Source organism: Fulvimarina fulva (genome assembly GCF_039652615.1).
GTDB lineage: Bacteria > Pseudomonadota > Alphaproteobacteria > Rhizobiales > Rhizobiaceae > Fulvimarina.
Window position 1 is genome coordinate 33940 of record NZ_JBDJAC010000010.1, and the last position, 16678, is coordinate 50617.

General features: G+C 62.5%; 14 protein-coding genes. 8 read left to right on the forward strand and 6 right to left on the reverse strand.

What is annotated here, in order from left to right:
- The first annotated feature begins 86 nt into the window (after positions 1 to 86).
- From ABDX79_RS14085 to ABDX79_RS14100, 4 genes are all read left to right on the forward strand, one after another.
- A complete protein-coding gene (locus ABDX79_RS14085) occupies positions 87 to 1982 on the forward strand; it encodes an ABCB family ABC transporter ATP-binding protein/permease (protein ID WP_346220939.1) in 1896 nt (631 codons plus the stop codon).
- Between the two features lie 148 nt (positions 1983 to 2130).
- Complete coding sequence (hisD, locus tag ABDX79_RS14090; RefSeq protein WP_346220940.1) at positions 2131 to 3453, forward strand: histidinol dehydrogenase; 1323 nt, start codon at positions 2131 to 2133, stop codon at positions 3451 to 3453.
- Entirely contained in the window at positions 3446 to 3925 is a 480-nt protein-coding gene (locus ABDX79_RS14095) for a UPF0262 family protein (RefSeq protein WP_346220941.1), read from the forward strand. Before hisD ends, ABDX79_RS14095 begins: the two co-directional genes overlap by 8 nt.
- 72 nt (positions 3926 to 3997) lie before the next feature.
- Entirely contained in the window at positions 3998 to 4432 is a 435-nt protein-coding gene (locus tag ABDX79_RS14100) for an arsenate-mycothiol transferase ArsC (protein ID WP_346220942.1), read from the forward strand.
- On the opposite strand, the gene ABDX79_RS14105 is transcribed toward ABDX79_RS14100, so the two are convergent.
- The 3 genes from ABDX79_RS14105 to ABDX79_RS14115 form a co-directional block, all read right to left on the reverse strand.
- Positions 4425 to 5240 carry a TrmH family RNA methyltransferase gene (locus ABDX79_RS14105; RefSeq protein ID WP_346220943.1) on the reverse strand — a complete coding sequence of 272 codons (816 nt, stop codon included), beginning with the start codon at positions 5238 to 5240 and terminating at the stop codon, positions 4425 to 4427. The genes ABDX79_RS14100 and ABDX79_RS14105 overlap by 8 nt on opposite strands.
- A 259-nt stretch (positions 5241 to 5499) precedes the next feature.
- Positions 5500 to 6567: a glycosyltransferase family 4 protein gene (locus ABDX79_RS14110; protein ID WP_346220944.1), complete on the reverse strand. Its 1068-nt coding sequence runs from the start codon at positions 6565 to 6567 to the stop codon at positions 5500 to 5502.
- The gene (locus ABDX79_RS14115) at positions 6567 to 7403 is read right to left on the reverse strand and encodes a UDP-2,3-diacylglucosamine diphosphatase (protein WP_346220945.1); all 837 of its coding nucleotides are present in this window, start codon (positions 7401 to 7403) and stop codon (positions 6567 to 6569) included. Before ABDX79_RS14115 ends, ABDX79_RS14110 begins: the two co-directional genes overlap by 1 nt.
- Before the next feature lie 231 nt (positions 7404 to 7634).
- Between ABDX79_RS14115 and ABDX79_RS14120 the strand changes: the two genes are divergently transcribed.
- Together ABDX79_RS14120 and ABDX79_RS14125 are read left to right on the forward strand one after the other, a co-directional pair.
- On the forward strand, positions 7635 to 9959 hold the full coding sequence (locus ABDX79_RS14120) for an NADP-dependent malic enzyme (protein WP_346220946.1): 2325 nt from the start codon (positions 7635 to 7637) through the stop codon (positions 9957 to 9959).
- 166 nt (positions 9960 to 10125) lie between these two features.
- Entirely contained in the window at positions 10126 to 10923 is a 798-nt protein-coding gene (locus tag ABDX79_RS14125) for a DUF2865 domain-containing protein (RefSeq protein ID WP_346220947.1), read from the forward strand.
- Here the strand turns inward: ABDX79_RS14125 and gltX are convergent.
- Positions 10883 to 12259 carry a glutamate--tRNA ligase gene (gltX, locus tag ABDX79_RS14130; RefSeq protein ID WP_346220948.1) on the reverse strand — a complete coding sequence of 459 codons (1377 nt, stop codon included), beginning with the start codon at positions 12257 to 12259 and terminating at the stop codon, positions 10883 to 10885. The two genes, ABDX79_RS14125 and gltX, sit on opposite strands and share 41 nt — an antisense overlap.
- A 110-nt stretch (positions 12260 to 12369) precedes the next feature.
- Here gltX and ABDX79_RS14135 point away from each other — a divergent pair, with 110 nt between their 5' ends.
- Both ABDX79_RS14135 and ABDX79_RS14140 read left to right on the forward strand, forming a co-directional pair.
- Positions 12370 to 13128 carry a phosphatase PAP2 family protein gene (locus tag ABDX79_RS14135; protein ID WP_346220949.1) on the forward strand — a complete coding sequence of 253 codons (759 nt, stop codon included), beginning with the start codon at positions 12370 to 12372 and terminating at the stop codon, positions 13126 to 13128.
- A 152-nt stretch (positions 13129 to 13280) separates the two neighbouring features.
- A complete protein-coding gene (locus ABDX79_RS14140; protein ID WP_346220950.1) occupies positions 13281 to 13964 on the forward strand; it encodes a response regulator transcription factor in 684 nt (227 codons plus the stop codon).
- 12 nt (positions 13965 to 13976) lie between these two features.
- Here ABDX79_RS14140 and ABDX79_RS14145 read toward each other — a convergent pair whose 3' ends face one another.
- Together ABDX79_RS14145 and ABDX79_RS14150 are read right to left on the reverse strand one after the other, a co-directional pair.
- A complete protein-coding gene (locus tag ABDX79_RS14145) occupies positions 13977 to 15362 on the reverse strand; it encodes an ATP-binding response regulator (RefSeq protein WP_346220951.1) in 1386 nt (461 codons plus the stop codon).
- Positions 15359 to 16600: an FIST N-terminal domain-containing protein gene (locus ABDX79_RS14150; protein ID WP_346220952.1), complete on the reverse strand. Its 1242-nt coding sequence runs from the start codon at positions 16598 to 16600 to the stop codon at positions 15359 to 15361. Before ABDX79_RS14150 ends, ABDX79_RS14145 begins: the two co-directional genes overlap by 4 nt.
- Positions 16601 to 16678 lie beyond the last annotated feature (78 nt).

Here is a 16678-nt window from a genome sequence, read left to right on the forward strand (position 1 = left end):
GCCCACTTAGACCTATTCTAATGTGAGGACGCGTCTGGCGTCTTCGATCTCGCCCCGACCCTGCCTTCAAGACCTCGAGCAGCCAATTGTCCTCCCAGCAACGGACAGTCTCCGGCGATAGCGGCAAGACGCTGTCGACCATCAAAAACCTGTGGCCCTATATGTGGCCCGACGACCGACCGGACCTGAAACGCCGGGTGGTCATCGCCGGCCTCTTTCTCGTAGCCGCCAAGCTCCTGACCGTCGGCGTCCCCTATTTCTACAAATGGGCGACGGACGCTCTCGACGGTGCCAACACCACCCAGGACTGGCTGCCGATCATTCTCGCCGGCGCGGTCACGCTCGTCGTCGCCTACAATGTCGCACGGATCATCTCGGTCGGCCTCAACCAGGCGCGCGACGCCCTGTTCGCCAGCGTCGGCCAGTATGCTGTGCGCCGTCTCGCCTATCGCACCTTCGTTCACATGCACCGTCTTTCGCTGCGCTTCCATCTGGAGCGGCGCACGGGCGGGCTCTCGCGCATCATCGAGCGCGGCACGAAAGGCATCGAGTCGATCGTGCGCTACACGATCCTCAACACGCTGCCGACGATCCTGGAATTCGCGCTTGTCGCCCTCATCTTCGGCTTTTCCTACGGCGTCGCCTATATCGTCGTCATCGCGCTCACGATCGGCCTTTATGCCTGGTTCACGATCAAGGCGAGCAACTGGCGCATCGCCATACGCCGGAAGATGAATGATTCCGATACCGAGGCGAACACCAAGGCCATCGACTCGCTCCTCAACTTCGAGACCGTCAAATATTTCGGCAACGAAGAGATGGAGGCACGTCGATTCGACGAGTCCATGGCCAAATACGAGGTTGCGGCCACCCGCATCTGGACGTCGCTCGGCTGGCTGAACTTCGGCCAGGGCATCATCTTCGGCCTCGGCATGGGCACCGTGATGGTGATGTCGGCCCTCGCGGTCAGGGCCGGCACCCAGACGCTGGGCGACTTCGTCTTCATCAACGCCATGCTGATGCAGCTTTCCATCCCGTTGAATTTCATCGGCTCGATCTATCGCGAGATCCGTCAGGGGCTGACGGATATCGAGGCGATGTTCGACCTCTTGTCCGTTCAGGCAGAGGTGAAGGATCGGCCGGACGCTCCGCCTCTCACCGTGACCGACGGCACGATCCGCTTCGAGGACGTGCGCTTCGGCTACGATCCGGACCGCGAAATCCTCAAAGGCGTCTCCTTCGAGGTGCCGGCCGGCAAATCCATCGCCATCGTCGGCCCATCGGGCGCGGGAAAATCCACGATCTCGCGGCTTCTCTTCCGTTTTTACGACGTCGGCTCCGGCCGCATCACCATCGACGGACAGGACATTTCGCGGGTGACGCAGGAAAGCGTGCGCTCGGTCATCGGCATCGTGCCGCAGGATACCGTGCTCTTTAACGACACGATCGCCTACAACATCCGCTATGGCCGAACCGACGCCTCGGAGGAAGAGGTTCAGCGAGCGGCTGATCTCGCCCAGATCGGAGATTTCATCCGGTCGCTGCCGGCCGGGTTCAAGTCGATGGTCGGCGAACGCGGGCTCAAGCTGTCCGGTGGCGAGAAACAGCGCGTTGCCGTTGCACGCACCATCCTCAAGGCCCCGCCGATCCTGATCCTAGACGAGGCGACAAGCGCGCTCGACACCCATACGGAAAAGGATATCCAGTCCGCCCTCGACCTCGTTTCGAAGGATCGAACGACCCTGACCATCGCGCACCGGCTTTCCACGGTGATCGGCGCCGACGAGATCATCGTGCTCAAGGCCGGCGAGATCGTCGAGCGCGGCAGCCATCGCGAGCTTCTCGCCATGGATGGACTCTATGCCGAAATGTGGACCATGCAGCGCGAAGCGACCGAAGCCGAGGAAGCCCTTCGCCGGGCCCGCGAAGCCGACGAAATGGGCGTGATCGAACGCAAACGTTCGCCTGTCGGAGCATCCTGAGGCGATCTGCCTAAATTGGCAGCGTTTATCGCAGACCGTTGCGGCAGACGGGCCGGCAAGCTATCGAGAAACTGTCATATGACCGGGCCTCCCATGACGAGAGCCGGCCCGGCCTGTTCGCGACCCGAACGAGGAGTTTGAGAGACAAGTGCCGCAGCGGCTCAACATCGCCGATCCGGATTTCGAAGCGCGCTTCGCCGCGCTGATCGACGGCAAGCGGGACGCCTCGACGGATGTCGGCGACCGGGTGCGCGGGATCATTGCCGATATTCGGGAGCGCGGCGACGTCGCCCTCCTCGAACTTACCAAGACCTTCGACAAGCTCGATGTCCGCAGTGCGGAGGCGCTTCGCGTGCCGCGTGCGGATATCGAGGCGGCCTGGAAAAATGCCGGCGAAACGACGCAGGACGCGCTTCGCACCGCCCATGACCGCATCCGCTCCCACCATGAGCGCCAGCGCCCCAAGGACGATCACTATACCGACAGTCTCGGTGTCGAGCTCGGCAGCCGCTGGACCCCCGTCGAATCGGTCGGGCTCTATGTACCCGGCGGCACGGCAAGCTATCCGTCCTCGGTGCTGATGAACGCGGTGCCGGCGAAGGTCGCGGGCGTCAAGCGCATCGTCATGGTCGCGCCCGCCAAGGACGGCGTGCTCAATCCGCTCGTGCTCGCTGCCGCCCATCTTGCGGGGATCGACGAAATCTACCGGATCGGCGGGGCGCAGGCCGTCGCCGCGCTCGCCTATGGCACCGAGACGATCGAGCCGGTCGTCAAGATCGTCGGTCCCGGCAATGCCTATGTGGCCGAGGCGAAACGGCAGGTTTTCGGCCGGGTCGGCATCGACATGATCGCGGGGCCTTCGGAAATCCTCGTGATCGCCGATGGCGAGAACGACCCGGCATGGATTGCCGCCGATCTCCTGAGCCAGGCCGAGCACGACAAGGCGGCCCAGTCGATCCTCATCACCGACGACGCCGATTTTGCCGGCGAGGTTGAGAGCGAGGTCGAGCACCAGCTTCAAAGCCTGCCGCGAACCGAAGTGGCGCGGGCGAGCTGGGAGGACAACGGAGCGATCATCACCGTCCGCTCGCTGCGCGATGAGGCACCGGCGCTCGCTGACCGGATCGCGGCGGAGCATCTGGAGATCGCGACCGACGAACCGGAGGCGATCTCGGAGCGCATCGTGAATGCCGGCGCGATCTTTCTCGGCCGCTATACGCCCGAGGTCATCGGCGATTATGTGGGCGGATCGAACCATGTGCTTCCGACCTCACGGTCGGCGCGCTTTTCCTCAGGCCTTTCGGTCCTCGACTTCGTGAAGCGCACGTCGATCCTGAAGCTCGGACCGGACCAGCTCAAGGCCCTGGCGCCAGCGGCCATGGAACTGGCGCGGATCGAGAGTCTGGATGCCCACGGCCGCTCGGTCGGCATACGCGTAAACCTATCGGGGCGAGAGAGCGATAATGGCTGACGATACCCACGGGCGGCTGATCGATGTCGAACTCGACGAAAGCATCGGGCGCACGACACCCGATATCGAACACGAGCGCAATGTCGCGATCTTCGACCTGATCGAGGAAAATCAGTTCGATCCGGTCGGCGCGCCGGATGGCGGCAAGTTCAAGCTCAAGCTGTCCATCGTGGACAAGCGCCTCGTCTTCGATATTCGCAACGAGGAGGACGAGAAGCTCGTCACGCATATCCTTTCGCTCACCCCGTTTCGAAAGGTGATCAAGGACTACTTCATGATATGCGACAGCTATTATGAAGCGATCAGGTCCTCCACGCCGCAGCAGATCGAGGCGATCGACATGGGGCGCCGGGGCATCCACAACGATGGTTCGGAGACGTTGCGAGAGCGCCTCGCGGGGAAGATCGAAGTCGACAAGGACACCGCGCGCCGGCTTTTCACCCTGATCTGCGCCCTCCAGCGGCGGGCTTGATCTGTTGGTTCCCGTTTTGAATCTCGGACCTCCCGCCGCCTTTTTCGGCGCGATGAGGGCGGAACTCTAGCCATGGCGGACAGTGGGGCCGAGCGCGTCACATCTGTGCTTTTTATGTGCGGCATGAATTCGATTCGCTCGCCCATGGGCGCTGCGATCGCCTCGCGCATCCTGCCGCGCGGCACCTATATCGCCTCGGCCGGCGTGAGGGCCGGCGAGCGCGATCCGTTCGTCGACGTGGTTCTGGAAGAGAACGGCCTCGATCTCGGCGGGCACGAGCCGCATCTCTTCGAAGACCTTGAAGATGGATATTTCGATCTTGTAATCACCATGGCGCCGGAAGCCCACCATCTGGCGCTCGATACGATGGGCGCGAGCTATTCGGACGTCGAATTCTGGCCGATGCCGGACCCGTCGGTCGCAACGGGTACCCGCCAGCAGATTCTCGATGCCTATCGCGACCTTTACAGACGCATCGAAAAGCGCCTGATCGAGCGCTTCAGCTGATACCGGCCGGAATTGAGACCGGTCGCCTTGCCTCGTAGAGACGCGAGAGCACGATCGCGGCGCTTGTCGCGACATTCAGGCTGTCGACATCAGGCTCCATCGCGATCCGCAGACCGCGCATGCGCCGCAAGATCGCCTCGGGAAGTCCGGGGCCTTCCGCACCGACGACAAGGGCAAAGCGTTCGGTAGGGTCGAGATCGGCGAGCGTGTGCTCGGCCTTCGGCGTCAGGGCGATGGGCGTATAACCGGCCTCATCGACCGCTGTGACGAGCTGATCGGCGTTGCCGGCCCGACACCAATCTTCAGTCAGCACAGTGCCGACAGAGACCCGCAAGGCCTTGCGGTAAAGCGGATTGCAGCTCGTCTCGTCGATGAGCATCGCGGACACGCCGAAGGCGCGGGCATTGCGAAAGAGAGCGCCCATATTGTCGTGGTTGGCAATGCCGGCGGCGAGCAGAACTGGGCCGGGCCGGCGCCTTGCGCCATCGAGCACCTTAAGGGCGGAACGCTCCGGCATCCTGTCGATCCCATGGGCCAACACGCCCCGATGCATCGGAAAACCGGCGATCCGATCGATCACATTCCGTTCGGTCAGATAGATCGGGCAATCCGCTGGCAAGCGCTGAAGTCGCTCGGCGATCCCCTCAAGCCTGTTGCGAAGGACGAGAACCGCGCTTGGACGGAACCGTTCGCTCAACGCAAGCTGGTCGAGCACCACCGAGCCTTCGGCGATGAAGCCGTTCCGACCGGTGATGTCGCGCTCGCGAATATCCCGAAAGACGGCGATCCGCGGGTCGTCCGGATCCACGATCTCGATCGGTTGCCTTGAAAGGCCTGATTCACTTTGCGCTTCCATGGCACCGGCATGACGGAGCTTTGCCCGCAGCGCAAGACTCTACCGGACGCACAGGTGATACCGTATCCGGCTGATCCAGCCGGGGATGGCATCGAAGCCCGCGTGGCGCGGGAGAACCTCTGAAATCCGTCATCGCGGAGCGACCATACGGATTTCGCGAACGTGGCCGATATCAGCGGTCGCAACCAAGAAGATAGCGCCCGGACACTGATTATGCTGTCATCCGTGCATCGAGCGGCCCAATGGACGTCGGAACGCCATGACTTGCCGGACGGGCTCCAACTCCATCGTCCGATGCCGCAAGGAAGATGTCCGCGCAGGCATCCCACGTGAAATCCTGGGCGCGATCGAGCGCGTCCTGGCGCTTGAGCTTGAGCGCCCGCATGCAGGCGTCCTTCAGGTCCGCGCCGATCGCGCCAGCCTCTGATGTTCCGAGAACATCGACCGGTCCAGGTTCGGGGAACGCGGCAAACGGAACTCCGCAGGCAAGCGCCTCGATCAGAACGATCCCGAACGTGTCGGTCTTGGAAGGGAAGACGAAGACATCGGCGGAAGAATAATATCGGGCCAGCACCTCGCCGGTCTGCATTCCGGCGAAATGGACGTCGGGATACCGCGCCATCAGATCGGCCCGGCTCGGACCATCGCCGACGACGAGTTTGCTGCCGGGCAGATCGAGGTCGAGAAAGGCCGGAATGTTCTTCTCGGGCGCAAGCCGCGAAACCGTGAGGAAGATCGGCTTCGGCAGGTCCAGCATCAACGGGTCCATCGGGCGGAACTGGGAACGATCCGCGCCTCGGGTCCAGGTGAGCGTATTGCGGAAACCGCGCTCTTCGAGTTCGTTGCACATGGTCTGGGTCGGCACCAGCACTGCGCTCGCCGGACGATGGAAGCGCCTCAGATATGCGTAGGACCACGCCGTCGGGATCGGTGCGCGTTCCCGCAAATATTCCGGGAATCGGGTATGGAAGCTCGTCGTGAAGCTCATGCCGAGTTCCAGAACCGCCTTGCGGGCCGCGCTGCCGATCGGGCCCTCGGTCGCAATGTGGATGCGTGTCGGCTCGAACGCCTCGATCCGCCGCCGCATCGCATTCTTCGTCGCAAGAGCCAACCGTATGTCCGGGTAGGATGGACACGGAACGGTGCGGAAGTCGGACGGGGATACCATCTCCACCACATGGCCACGCCGCCGGAGCGTTTTCGCCAGCTGGGATAGCGTGCGCACGACGCCATTGACCTGCGGTTCCCAGGCGTCTGTCGCGATCAGATAGCGGCCCATCACGCAGCCTCCCCCCGCTGCTTTTCGGCGGCTTGCAACCGAAGCGGAAGCTTGTGGACATTGCCCGACAGATGCTCCTCGCGCAGCACGTCGGCAAACCGGATCAGTTCGAGCGTGCCATCGAAATGTTCGCCGACAGCGGTGCAGCTCTCCACCCAATCGCCCGTGTTGACGTATTCGATGCCGCCGAAACTCTTCAGCTCGGCATGGTGAATGTGACCGCAGATGACGCCGTTGCAGCCATGGCGTTCAGCCTCCGAGGCGAGCGCTTCCTCGAAGGCGCCGATGAAGCTGACGGCGTTTTTCACCTTCAGCTTCGCCCAGGACGAAAAGGACCAGTACGGGAAGCCGAGGCGTCGGCGAATCTTGTTGAAGAGCACATTGATCGCGATCGCCGTGTCATAGGCCCAGTCGCCCAGATAGGCGACGAGCCGCCAGTTCTTGACGACGATATCGAATTCGTCGCCGTGTATGACGAGGAGCCGACGACCGTCGGCGGTCGTGTGCACATCGTTCTGGCGCACCTCGACTCCACCGAAATGCTGCCCCGGAAAGCTTCTCAGGAATTCGTCGTGATTGCCCGGCACGTAGACGATCCGTGCTCCCTTGCGCGCTTTCCGCAAGAGCTTTTGGACCACGTCGTTATGGGTTTGTGGCCAGTGCCACATGCGCTTGAGTCGCCAACCGTCGACGATGTCGCCGACGAGGTACCAGGTGTCGGCTTCATGCCGGCGCATGAAGTCGAGAAACATGTCCGCCCGCGCCGCCTTTGATCCAAGATGGATATCGGAGACGAACAAAGTGCGGAAACGCCGGGGTTCGGTCGATGAGGCCATGTGCCTAAGCATCCTCGTTGTGCAACGGTGACGCTCCCGGTCTGCGCGCGTTCGATTACATCCTTGTGACGCTTTGCCGGCCTCTTGTGGAAAGAGAGCAACAACCGCTATCGCAAAAAAAGACGGATAGGTGCGAACGCCTGTAATATGCTCTCGCTTGTGCGTTGGCTTACGCGGCTTCTGACCCTATCCTCTATCGACAAAACAAACGATATCGAGGGAACGGGAAACATGGCATCCAGCGGCGATAGCGAACGTCTGTCAGAAGGCGATCTCGACCAGCAGGCGATTTTCTACCACCGCAATCCAAAGCCCGGGAAACTGGCGATCCAGGCGACCAAGCCCCTCGGCAACCAGCGCGATCTCGCGCTTGCCTATTCCCCGGGTGTCGCCGCACCCTGCCTCGAGATCGCCGAAGACCCGCATAAGGCGGCGGACTATACGAGCCGCGCCAACCTCGTCGCGGTCATCTCCAATGGCACCGCCGTTCTCGGCCTCGGCGATATCGGCCCCCTCGCCTCCAAGCCGGTCATGGAGGGCAAGGCAGTTCTCTTCAAGAAATTCGCTGATATCGACGTCTTCGACATCGAGATCGACGCCAGGGAAATCGATCATGTCTGCGAGGTGGTCGCAGCGCTTGAGCCGACCTTCGGTGGCATCAATCTCGAAGATATCAAGGCGCCGGAATGCTTCGAGATCGAATCGCGCCTGCGCGAGCGAATGAAGATCCCGGTCTTCCACGACGATCAGCATGGCACCGCGATCATCGTCGCGGCGGCGGTGCGCAACGCGCTGCTGCTGTCCGAGAAGAAGCTGGAAGACGTTCGGATCGTCGCCTCCGGCGCGGGCGCGGCGTCCCTCGCCTGCCTCAACCTCCTGGTCGAATGCGGCGCCAAGCCCGAGAATATCCTCGTGACCGATCGCGACGGCGTGGTTTACGAAGGCCGCAACACCGGCATGGACCGATGGAAGGCCAAATACGCCCGCAAGACCGACAAGCGCACCCTCGAGGATGCGATCGACGGCGCCGACATCTTCCTCGGCCTCTCGGCGGCAGGCGTCCTCAAGCCCGAGCTTCTTAAGACCATGGCGGAGAATCCGCTGATCCTGGCCCTTGCCAATCCGGTTCCGGAAATCATGCCGGATCTTGCCCGCGAAGTGCGCCCGGACGCGATGATCTGTACGGGCCGCTCGGACTATCCGAACCAGGTCAACAACGTCCTGTGTTTCCCCTTCATCTTCCGTGGCGCGCTGGATTGTGGCGCGACCCATATCACCGAGAAGATGAAGATGGCGGCGGTCGATGCCATCGCCGCGCTCGCCCGCGAAAACGTCAACGAGGTCGCCGCGAAGGCCTATGGGTCGGGCACGCCGATCTTCGGACCGGAATATCTCATTCCGACACCCTTCGATCCCCGCCTGATCCTCAAGATCGCCCCGGCGGTCGCGAAAGCCGCCGAGAAGGAGGGCGTTGCAAGCCGGCCGATCGAGGACATGAACCAGTACATGGAGAAGCTCAACCGCTTCGTGTTCCGGTCCGGCCTCATCATGAAGCCGATCTTCAAGACCACCCAGGATACCGATCACAGGGTCATTTTCGCGGACGGCGAGGACGAGCGCGTGCTGCGCGCTTCTCAGGTTCTTATTGAAGACCGCGTCTGCCAGCCGATCCTTGTTGGCCGTCCTTCGGTCATCGAGAGCCGGCTCAAGCGGTTCGGGCTTTCGATCGCGCCTGGAAAGGACTTTCAGGTGGTCGATCCGACCGACGATCCGCGCTATCGCGACTATGTCGACACCTATTTCGCCAAGGTCGGCCGGAAGGGAATCTCGCCGGACTCGGCGCGCACCGTCATGCGGACCAATTCAACGGTGATCGCGGCAACAGCCGTCGCGCGCGGCGAGGCCGAAGCCCTCATTTGCGGCCTTGAGGGGCGCTACCCCCACCATGTGCGCGACATCAGCCAGGTCATCGGCCTGGAACCGGGCGTCCGGCGCTTCGCCGCGCTCAGCGTGCTCATCGCGCAGCAAGGCACGAAGTTCTTCGTCGATACCTATGTCCAGCGCTGCCCGACCGCCGAGGATATCGCGGAAATGACCGCCCTTGCGGCCGAGGAGATCAAACGCTTCGGCATCACGCCGAAGGCCGCGCTCGTCTCCCATTCCAATTTCGGCACGGACGATACCGACGATACCCGCAAGCTGCGCAAGGCCCTTGCGCTGATCCGTGAGCGGTGTCCGGATCTCGAAATCGACGGGGAGATGCACGGCGATGCAGCGCTGAATGCGGCGATGCGGGAACGGACCATGCCGAACTCCACTCTGACCGGTGAAGCCAATCTCCTGATCTTCCCGACCCTCGATGCCGCCAACATCACGCTCAACGTGGTAAAGACCATGCTCGAGGCGCTGCATGTCGGGCCCATTCTTCTGGGGACGAATTCGCCAGCCCACGTTCTGACGCCATCGGTTACCTCGCGCGGTGTCGTGAACATGGCTGCCATCGCTGCCGCACAAGTGGTTCAAAACGCGAAAGATAGGAACGCAGCTCAGGAATAGCCGAAAATTCGGTCACTGCCGATATTTACCCTGCTTTCCAACCTGCATTGCGCATCGCGTGCAGTGGGGTAAAACACGGCCTGAAGAGATCGTTAAGGGTAGACGGACCGACCATTCCGTCTACTTACTTCCGCTACTCGCTTTCATGAACCTTGTGTGGTGACGCATGACCTTTGCCACGAAACTCTATCGGACCGTTCCGCGACTGGTGCTCGCATTCAGCGTGATGGTCGCCGGCATGATTCCCATGGTGCCGATGCAGGCCCAGGCGCAATCCGTTCTGGAACGGTTGTTTGGCGCTCCGACAGCCGCTCATCGCCGCAAGATCGGCCAAGCCGCTCCAAAGCGAACCATCGGGCGGCAGGTCATACGGAAGCGAACGGTCAAACGATCGGTGAAACGCCAGCGTCAGTCGGCCAGCCGCTCGTCGCGGTCGTCAGCCCGTTCAAGAAGCGCCAGCGCCACTTCCTCTCGCGGATCGAGCTACACCTATCGTACGCTCTGCGTGCGCAAGGCGGACGGCTACTTCTTCCCGGTGAGCTTCTCGACGACGGAGGACTATTTCGACCGCGACATGGAAGCATGCGAGGCGCGCTGTCCTGGTACGGAGGTCGATCTCTATTTTCACCGTGTCCTGCGCGAGGAAGCAGAAAACATGGTGAGCCACTCGACGGGCAAGAACTACACCGATCTGGCAACGGCCTTCGCCTACAAGACCAAAGGGATCGATGCGACGGCAGCGAAGGCCTGTGAAATCGAGCCGGAACCCGCCTTCAAGATCGAGGTCGCAGATGACCTGGGCGAGCTTCCGTTCCAATCCGCCATTCCGCTTCCAATCCGCAGGCCGGAACCGCAGGCCATTCTGGTGAGCGACCTCAGAGGCGGCAGCAAGGACGTCGCCGAGGTCTCCAATCGGCAGAAGGTTATCCGCCGAGTCGGGCCGCGATTCTTTCCCGACCAATGAGTGGCAGGAGCGCGGCCAGTTCCGGGCCGTGATCGAGCCCCGTCAGGGCAAGCCTCAACGGCATGAAAAGCGACCGGCCCTTGCGGCCGGTTTCTTTTTTCAGGTCGCCGGTCCAGACCTTCCAGGTCGTCTCGCCAACCGGGCCTTCGGGAAGGCGCTCCAGCGCGGTCGTCAGGAAAGCCTGTTCTTCGGCGTCCGTATTCGTATTCTGCTCGATTTCACCATAGACGACATCGCACCAGAACCCTGCGTCCCGCACCTTCGCGCAATTGGCCCGCACGGCCAGCCAGAACGCCTCGCGCTCGCCATCCGGAATAGCGAGCCCCGAAAGACGATCGGCGACTGCGGCATAGTCCAGTCCATGCACGATTTCCTCGTTGAGGCGATCGAGCTCGGCCGGATCGAATTTCGACGCCGAGACCGACACCTCGCCAAGATCCACCCGCGCCGCCAGTGCGTCGAGCGTCTCGACCGCCTCGATGGAACCTGAAAGCCCGACAAGGGTCGCAAGCGAGGCGACCGCCATCGGTTCGTAGCCGTCTTCGCGCAACGCCATGATGGACAGCGAGCCGGTCCGCTTAGAAAGCCCCTCCCCGCCGATCGTGGTGATGAGATTGTGGTGACCGAAGCGGGGCGCGGTCAGCCCGAGTGCTTCGAAGATCGGGATCTGGACGCCGGTATTCGTCACGTGGTCGTCGCCGCGAATGATGTCGGTGACACCGGCCTCCCCGTCGTCGACGATGGACGGCAACGTATAGAGATAGCTGCCATCGGCACGGATCAGCACGGGATCGGAGAGCGAGGCGAGATCGACCGTCTGGGGCCCGCGCACCAGATCATCCCAACTGACTTCGGTCCGTCTGGTGATCGCGGGGTCGCCGTCGTGGTTGGGCAGAAGGAACCGCCAGTGCGGCTTGCGTCCCTCGGCCTCGAACGCAAGCTTTTCTTCCGGCGAAAGGCGAAGCGCCTCGCGGCCGTAGACCGGCGGCAATCCGCGCGCCGCCAGCCTCTTGCGCTTGCGGTCGAGTTCGTCCGGCGTCTCGTAGCAAGGATAGAGAAGCCCTAAGCTTTTCAGCCTCTCGGCCGCATCGTCATAAAGCGCGATCCGCTCGGACTGCCGCAAGGTGCGGTCCGGCTCGATCCCGATCCAGGCGAGATCGGCCTCGATCTGGTCGGCGAATTGCCGCGTCGAGCGCTCGCGATCGGTGTCATCGAAGCGCAGCACGAACGCGCCGCCACGGCTCTTGGCGTAAAGCCAGTTGAACAGCGCGGTCCGGAGATTGCCGATATGGATGAATCCCGTCGGAGACGGAGCGAAGCGGAGGATTGGGCTCATGGACGAGGCGATTACCAGACCTTTGAGATCACGCGCAATCGTTCACCGCTTGCGTTGCCAGGACCGTGCATGCCCCCACATGGTGAAACAAGCGCCACAGGAACCGACGCATGTTCGATCTCAACACCATCAAACACTTCATCAAAAGCCGGATCGAGCTGAAAGTCTTGATCGCGATCCTGATCGCGGCCTGCGGCATCTGGGCCTTCGTCGCCCTGGCCGGCGAGGTTCTGGAAGGCGACACCGAGGCGCTGGATCGCGATATCCTTCTCCTGATGCGTAGTGCGGCCGATCCGCGCGATCCCCTCGGCCCGCCATGGCTCGAAGTGTTCGGGCGGGACATGACGGCCTTCGGCGGAACCGGCGTCCTCATCATGGTGACGGCGTTCGCCGCCCTTTATCTGTTCATGCAAGACAAATGGCGCACCGCGCTGGTCGTCATCGCGGCGATTGCCTCGGGCTTTGCCATGAGCCAACTCCTCAAATGGGGCTTTTCGCGACCCCGCCCTGACCTCGTGCCCCACGGCACGCATGTCTACACGGCAAGCTTTCCGAGCGGCCATGCGATGATGTCGGCGGTCACCTATCTCACGCTCGCAATCCTCACGGCCCGGGTGGAGCCGCGCGTGCGGATCCGGATATTTCTCGTCACCTGCGCGGTCATCCTGACGATCCTCGTCGGTGTCAGCCGGGTCTATCTTGCCGTCCACTGGCCGACGGACGTGCTCGCCGGCTGGACCATCGGAGCGGCCTGGGCCGTCGGCTGGTGGTTCGTCGCGCGCTGGGTGGAAGGAGCAACGGTGACAAAACCGGAGGCCGCAAACCTTGCCCAGGATCGCCGGCTGCCGGAATCGAACAATCCGGGATAGGACCGGCGGCGCTTGAACACTTCGCCAGACGACTGGACAACAGCGCCGCTCCCGCACCAAAGGCGAATTGCACTAGCCTGCCGGCTCACCGTAAGCTGCACAAAGTTTGATAAGGTGGGCTGGCCGCCGCCGGCAGGATTCGAGGGCACATCATGACGACCTTTCTCCTCATCGACGACCATCCGCTTTTCCGCGATGCCCTGCGCGCTGCGATCGATGCGGCCATTCCCGACTCTCAGACCGTCGAGACCGACGCGATCGAAGCCGCCATCAAGGCGGTCGACGACCATGAGACGGGCTTCGATCTGGCGCTTCTCGATCTCACCATTCCCGGGGTGTCCGGCTTCGAGGGACTTCTCGAATTACGGGCGCGGTTTCCGAAGCTGCCGATTCTTGTGGTCTCCGCCCTCGACGACCCGAAGATCGTGCGGCGCGTCCTCTCCTACGGCGCGGCCGGTTTCGTTTCGAAATCGGCCAAGAAGCTGGATCTTGCGACGGCGATCACGGAGGTCCTGTCCGGCTCGGTCTATGTGCAGGACGAACTCATCGCCAATGGGCCGGAAGATCACCCGGATGTCGATTCGCTCGCCTCGCGCGTCGCGAGCCTGACGCCGCAGCAATTGCGCGTCCTGTCGATGATCCGCCAGGGGCTTCTCAACAAGCAGATCGCTTACGAATTGTCCGTCGGCGAAACGACCGTGAAGGCGCACGTCTCGGAAATACTGCGCAAGCTCAACGTCTTCAGCCGAACCCAGGCCGTGATCGAAATCTCCAAGCTCGATTTCGAAAGCCTCGGCCAGCAGGCGAGCGATGGCAAGCGGCTCGAACGGGTTTAGGTCTGATCCGGATCAAGCCGTCATATGGGCGAGCAGAGCGCGAAGCTCGGCAGGCCGAACGGGTTTGCGGATCAGCTCGCAGCCGCTCTTCTGGACCTGTTCTTCGGTTTCGTCGGCATAATCGGACGTCAGCACACAGGCCGGCACGCTGCGGCCGAGCATCGATCGCACGGCCTCCACGACATCTGTTCCAAGCTGCCTCTTGTCGAGCCAATAATCGGCGATGACGACATCCGGATAGAACTTGTCCTGGGACAGGATTGCCTGCGCCTCGCCGATGCCGGTCGCAGTGCGCACCGTGCACGACCAGCGCTCCAGGAGAGCGACCGTCGCCTCCATGACCGCCTTCTCGCTTTCGACAAGCAGCACCTTGGAAAAGGCAAGGCCGATGCCGGAGGCCTGAACCCGCGGCGAAGCGGGCTTTTCCTGCCGATGCTGGACCGGCGCGAGCGGCAGGGTAACGGAGAAGACACTTCCTCGCCCCTCGCGGGAGCGGAAGGTGAGACGATGTCCCAGCGAAGCCGTCGTGCGCTTGACGATGGAGAGGCCAAGGCCAAGACCCGGCCGTGCGCTCGACGTCTGGGGTCCGAGCCGGCCGCGATGAAATTCCTCGAAAATCTTCTCGTACTGATCGGCCGCGATCCCGCGTCCCGTATCGACCACATCGACGCGAACACAGTCGCCACGTCGCCGGGCGCCGATCAGAACGCCGCCCCTGTCGGTATAGCGGATCGCGTTCGAGAGGAGATTTGCCAGAAGCCGGCGCAAGAGGGCCGCGTCGGACAGGCCGATCAGATCGCGGCCTACGGCGCGCAGGGAAAGGCCCTTTTCCCGCGCAAGCGGCTGAAATTGCGCGGCAAGACCCGCACAGAGATCGCCGAGGGCGATCTCGCCGATATCGGGCTCGAGCACCCCGGCATCGAGGCGCGCGATTTCGAGAACGCTGCCGATCAGGTCTTCCATCGTATCGAGCGCGCGATCGACCGCCACCGCGAAGCGCTCGCCCTCCGGATTGAGCCCTGAGCCCTGCACTGCAAAGAGCGACAGGCGTGCGGCATTCAGCGGTTGCAGGATGTCATGGCTGGCGGCAGCCAGGAATTTAGACTTCGATCGATTGGCGTTATCGGCCGCCTCTCGCGCTGCAAGGTTCTTCCGGTTGGTCTCCTCCAGCGCCTTCAACGCTTCGGAAAGTTCCTCGGTCCGCAGCCGGACCTGGGTCTCGCGCTGGATCGCCGTCTCGAACAGGGAATAGGCATTGGCCTGGCTGTCGGTGACCTGATCGATCCGTCGCATCAAGGCGAGATTGATGCGCTTCAAACGGCGGATTTCTTCCTTTTCGGGCGAATCGGTCTCCGGCTGTTCGTCCGCGGCGATCGTCCCGAGCGTGCCAAGTATCATGTCCCTGCCCCTGCCCCTGCCCCGACGCTCGCGCGGTGTTCCTCGGCGAGCGGTTCCACCTTCGAGGCGCCGAAGGCGATTCCGGTCAGCGTCTGGTTGAGATGCATGGAGGCAAACTGCTCGCCATAGGTCGTGAAGCCGATGACGTTGTGATCGTCGAACACCTTGGCGACCCGGCGCGTCAGCTGGCGTTCCTCGACTTCGATCCGTCGAAGAATGCAGTCGAAGCCGAGCGCGACATCGATACCGCCGAGCTCCTCGGCGATCCTGTCCAGGGCGCAGCTCATCGAATCGATCATGTCTGTGGCTTCGGCGATGGTGAGGACGACGCCCTCTTCGATAGCGCAAAAGAAGGAGAGGCCGTCCGGCTCCATGCGGCGGATCGAGCGACAGTAATGCTCTCCACCGACCCGCACCGCCAGCGGATGTGCGGCAAAGGAGAAGGGGGTGAGACCTTGCGGATCGAGACCGAGAACACTCGCATATTCCTGTGCCGCGTCGATCCCGTTGAGTTCCGTGACGAGCCGCTTCTCCGGATCGCATCCGGTCACGACAAGGCGGACATCGGTTGGTCGGTAATGATCGGACTTGAACACCCTGAACGGCTTTTTCGTCCAGATCAGGCAGACGATCGCCGCATCCGTATAGGCCCGTCCGTCGAGGCAGACATAGGTCTGCTCGAAGGCAAGTCCGTCGCCGGCGGAACCGCCGACGAGCGGAAGATTCGGCAGTCCGCGCTGCACGGCGGCGACCACGACCTCTTCATGTTTCGAAAGGCCGTCGATAAAGGTCAGCGCGAAGACCTTGCCGTTCTCGGCGTCATCCATCCGCCGGTGGGCCACATGGTTCTGGAACCGCTGGTAGAGATTGCTCGCGACGGATGCCCCACGCTCCAGTCCGCCGGAGGAGATGGACGGAACCACGTCCGCGAGAACCTCGAATTCGGACGAAGAGAAGAATACGAAAATGATGCAGCCATCGATATAGCCGAACGGTCCGACGCCACCGGCGGTCGATGAGCAGACTTGCGTTGGAACTTCGACCTCACGCCTGAGGCAACGCGCCAGTTCGCCGACCTCGAAGCCCCGGTCGAACAGGGCGAGCATCAAGGTGAATTCGCCACGCGCGGCGACTGCCCGCGCGGTCTCGCAAGCTTCCTCGATGTCGCAGCCGGAATAGACCGACGTTTCGATACCGCGCGGCGATCGCCGGCCGATGGCTGGATCGGCCAGTTCCATGATTGTCCTCCCGGCCGCAGTGCCACACTCGGCACCCTGGCTCGTCTCCCACTTCAGACCTATTCCAAAGAGTACTTT

Bases quoted from the DNA above. Each gene is read 5' to 3' on its own strand.
- ABDX79_RS14140 (WP_346220950.1), top strand. From the start codon at position 13,281: ATGACGACCTTTCTCCTCATCGACGACCATCCGCTTTTCCGCGATGCC.
- ABDX79_RS14150 (WP_346220952.1), bottom strand. From the start codon at position 16,600: ATGGAACTGGCCGATCCAGCCATCGGCCGGCGATCGCCGCGCGGTATC.
- ABDX79_RS14110 (WP_346220944.1), bottom strand. From the start codon at position 6,567: ATGGGCCGCTATCTGATCGCGACAGACGCCTGGGAACCGCAGGTCAAT.
- ABDX79_RS14120 (WP_346220946.1), top strand. From the start codon at position 7,635: ATGGCATCCAGCGGCGATAGCGAACGTCTGTCAGAAGGCGATCTCGAC.
- ABDX79_RS14100 (WP_346220942.1), top strand. From the start codon at position 3,998: ATGGCGGACAGTGGGGCCGAGCGCGTCACATCTGTGCTTTTTATGTGC.
- ABDX79_RS14135 (WP_346220949.1), top strand. From the start codon at position 12,370: ATGTTCGATCTCAACACCATCAAACACTTCATCAAAAGCCGGATCGAG.
- ABDX79_RS14125 (WP_346220947.1), top strand. From the start codon at position 10,126: ATGACCTTTGCCACGAAACTCTATCGGACCGTTCCGCGACTGGTGCTC.
- ABDX79_RS14095 (WP_346220941.1), top strand. From the start codon at position 3,446: ATGGCTGACGATACCCACGGGCGGCTGATCGATGTCGAACTCGACGAA.
- ABDX79_RS14145 (WP_346220951.1), bottom strand. From the start codon at position 15,362: ATGATACTTGGCACGCTCGGGACGATCGCCGCGGACGAACAGCCGGAG.
- ABDX79_RS14115 (WP_346220945.1), bottom strand. From the start codon at position 7,403: ATGGCCTCATCGACCGAACCCCGGCGTTTCCGCACTTTGTTCGTCTCC.
- gltX (WP_346220948.1), bottom strand. From the start codon at position 12,259: ATGAGCCCAATCCTCCGCTTCGCTCCGTCTCCGACGGGATTCATCCAT.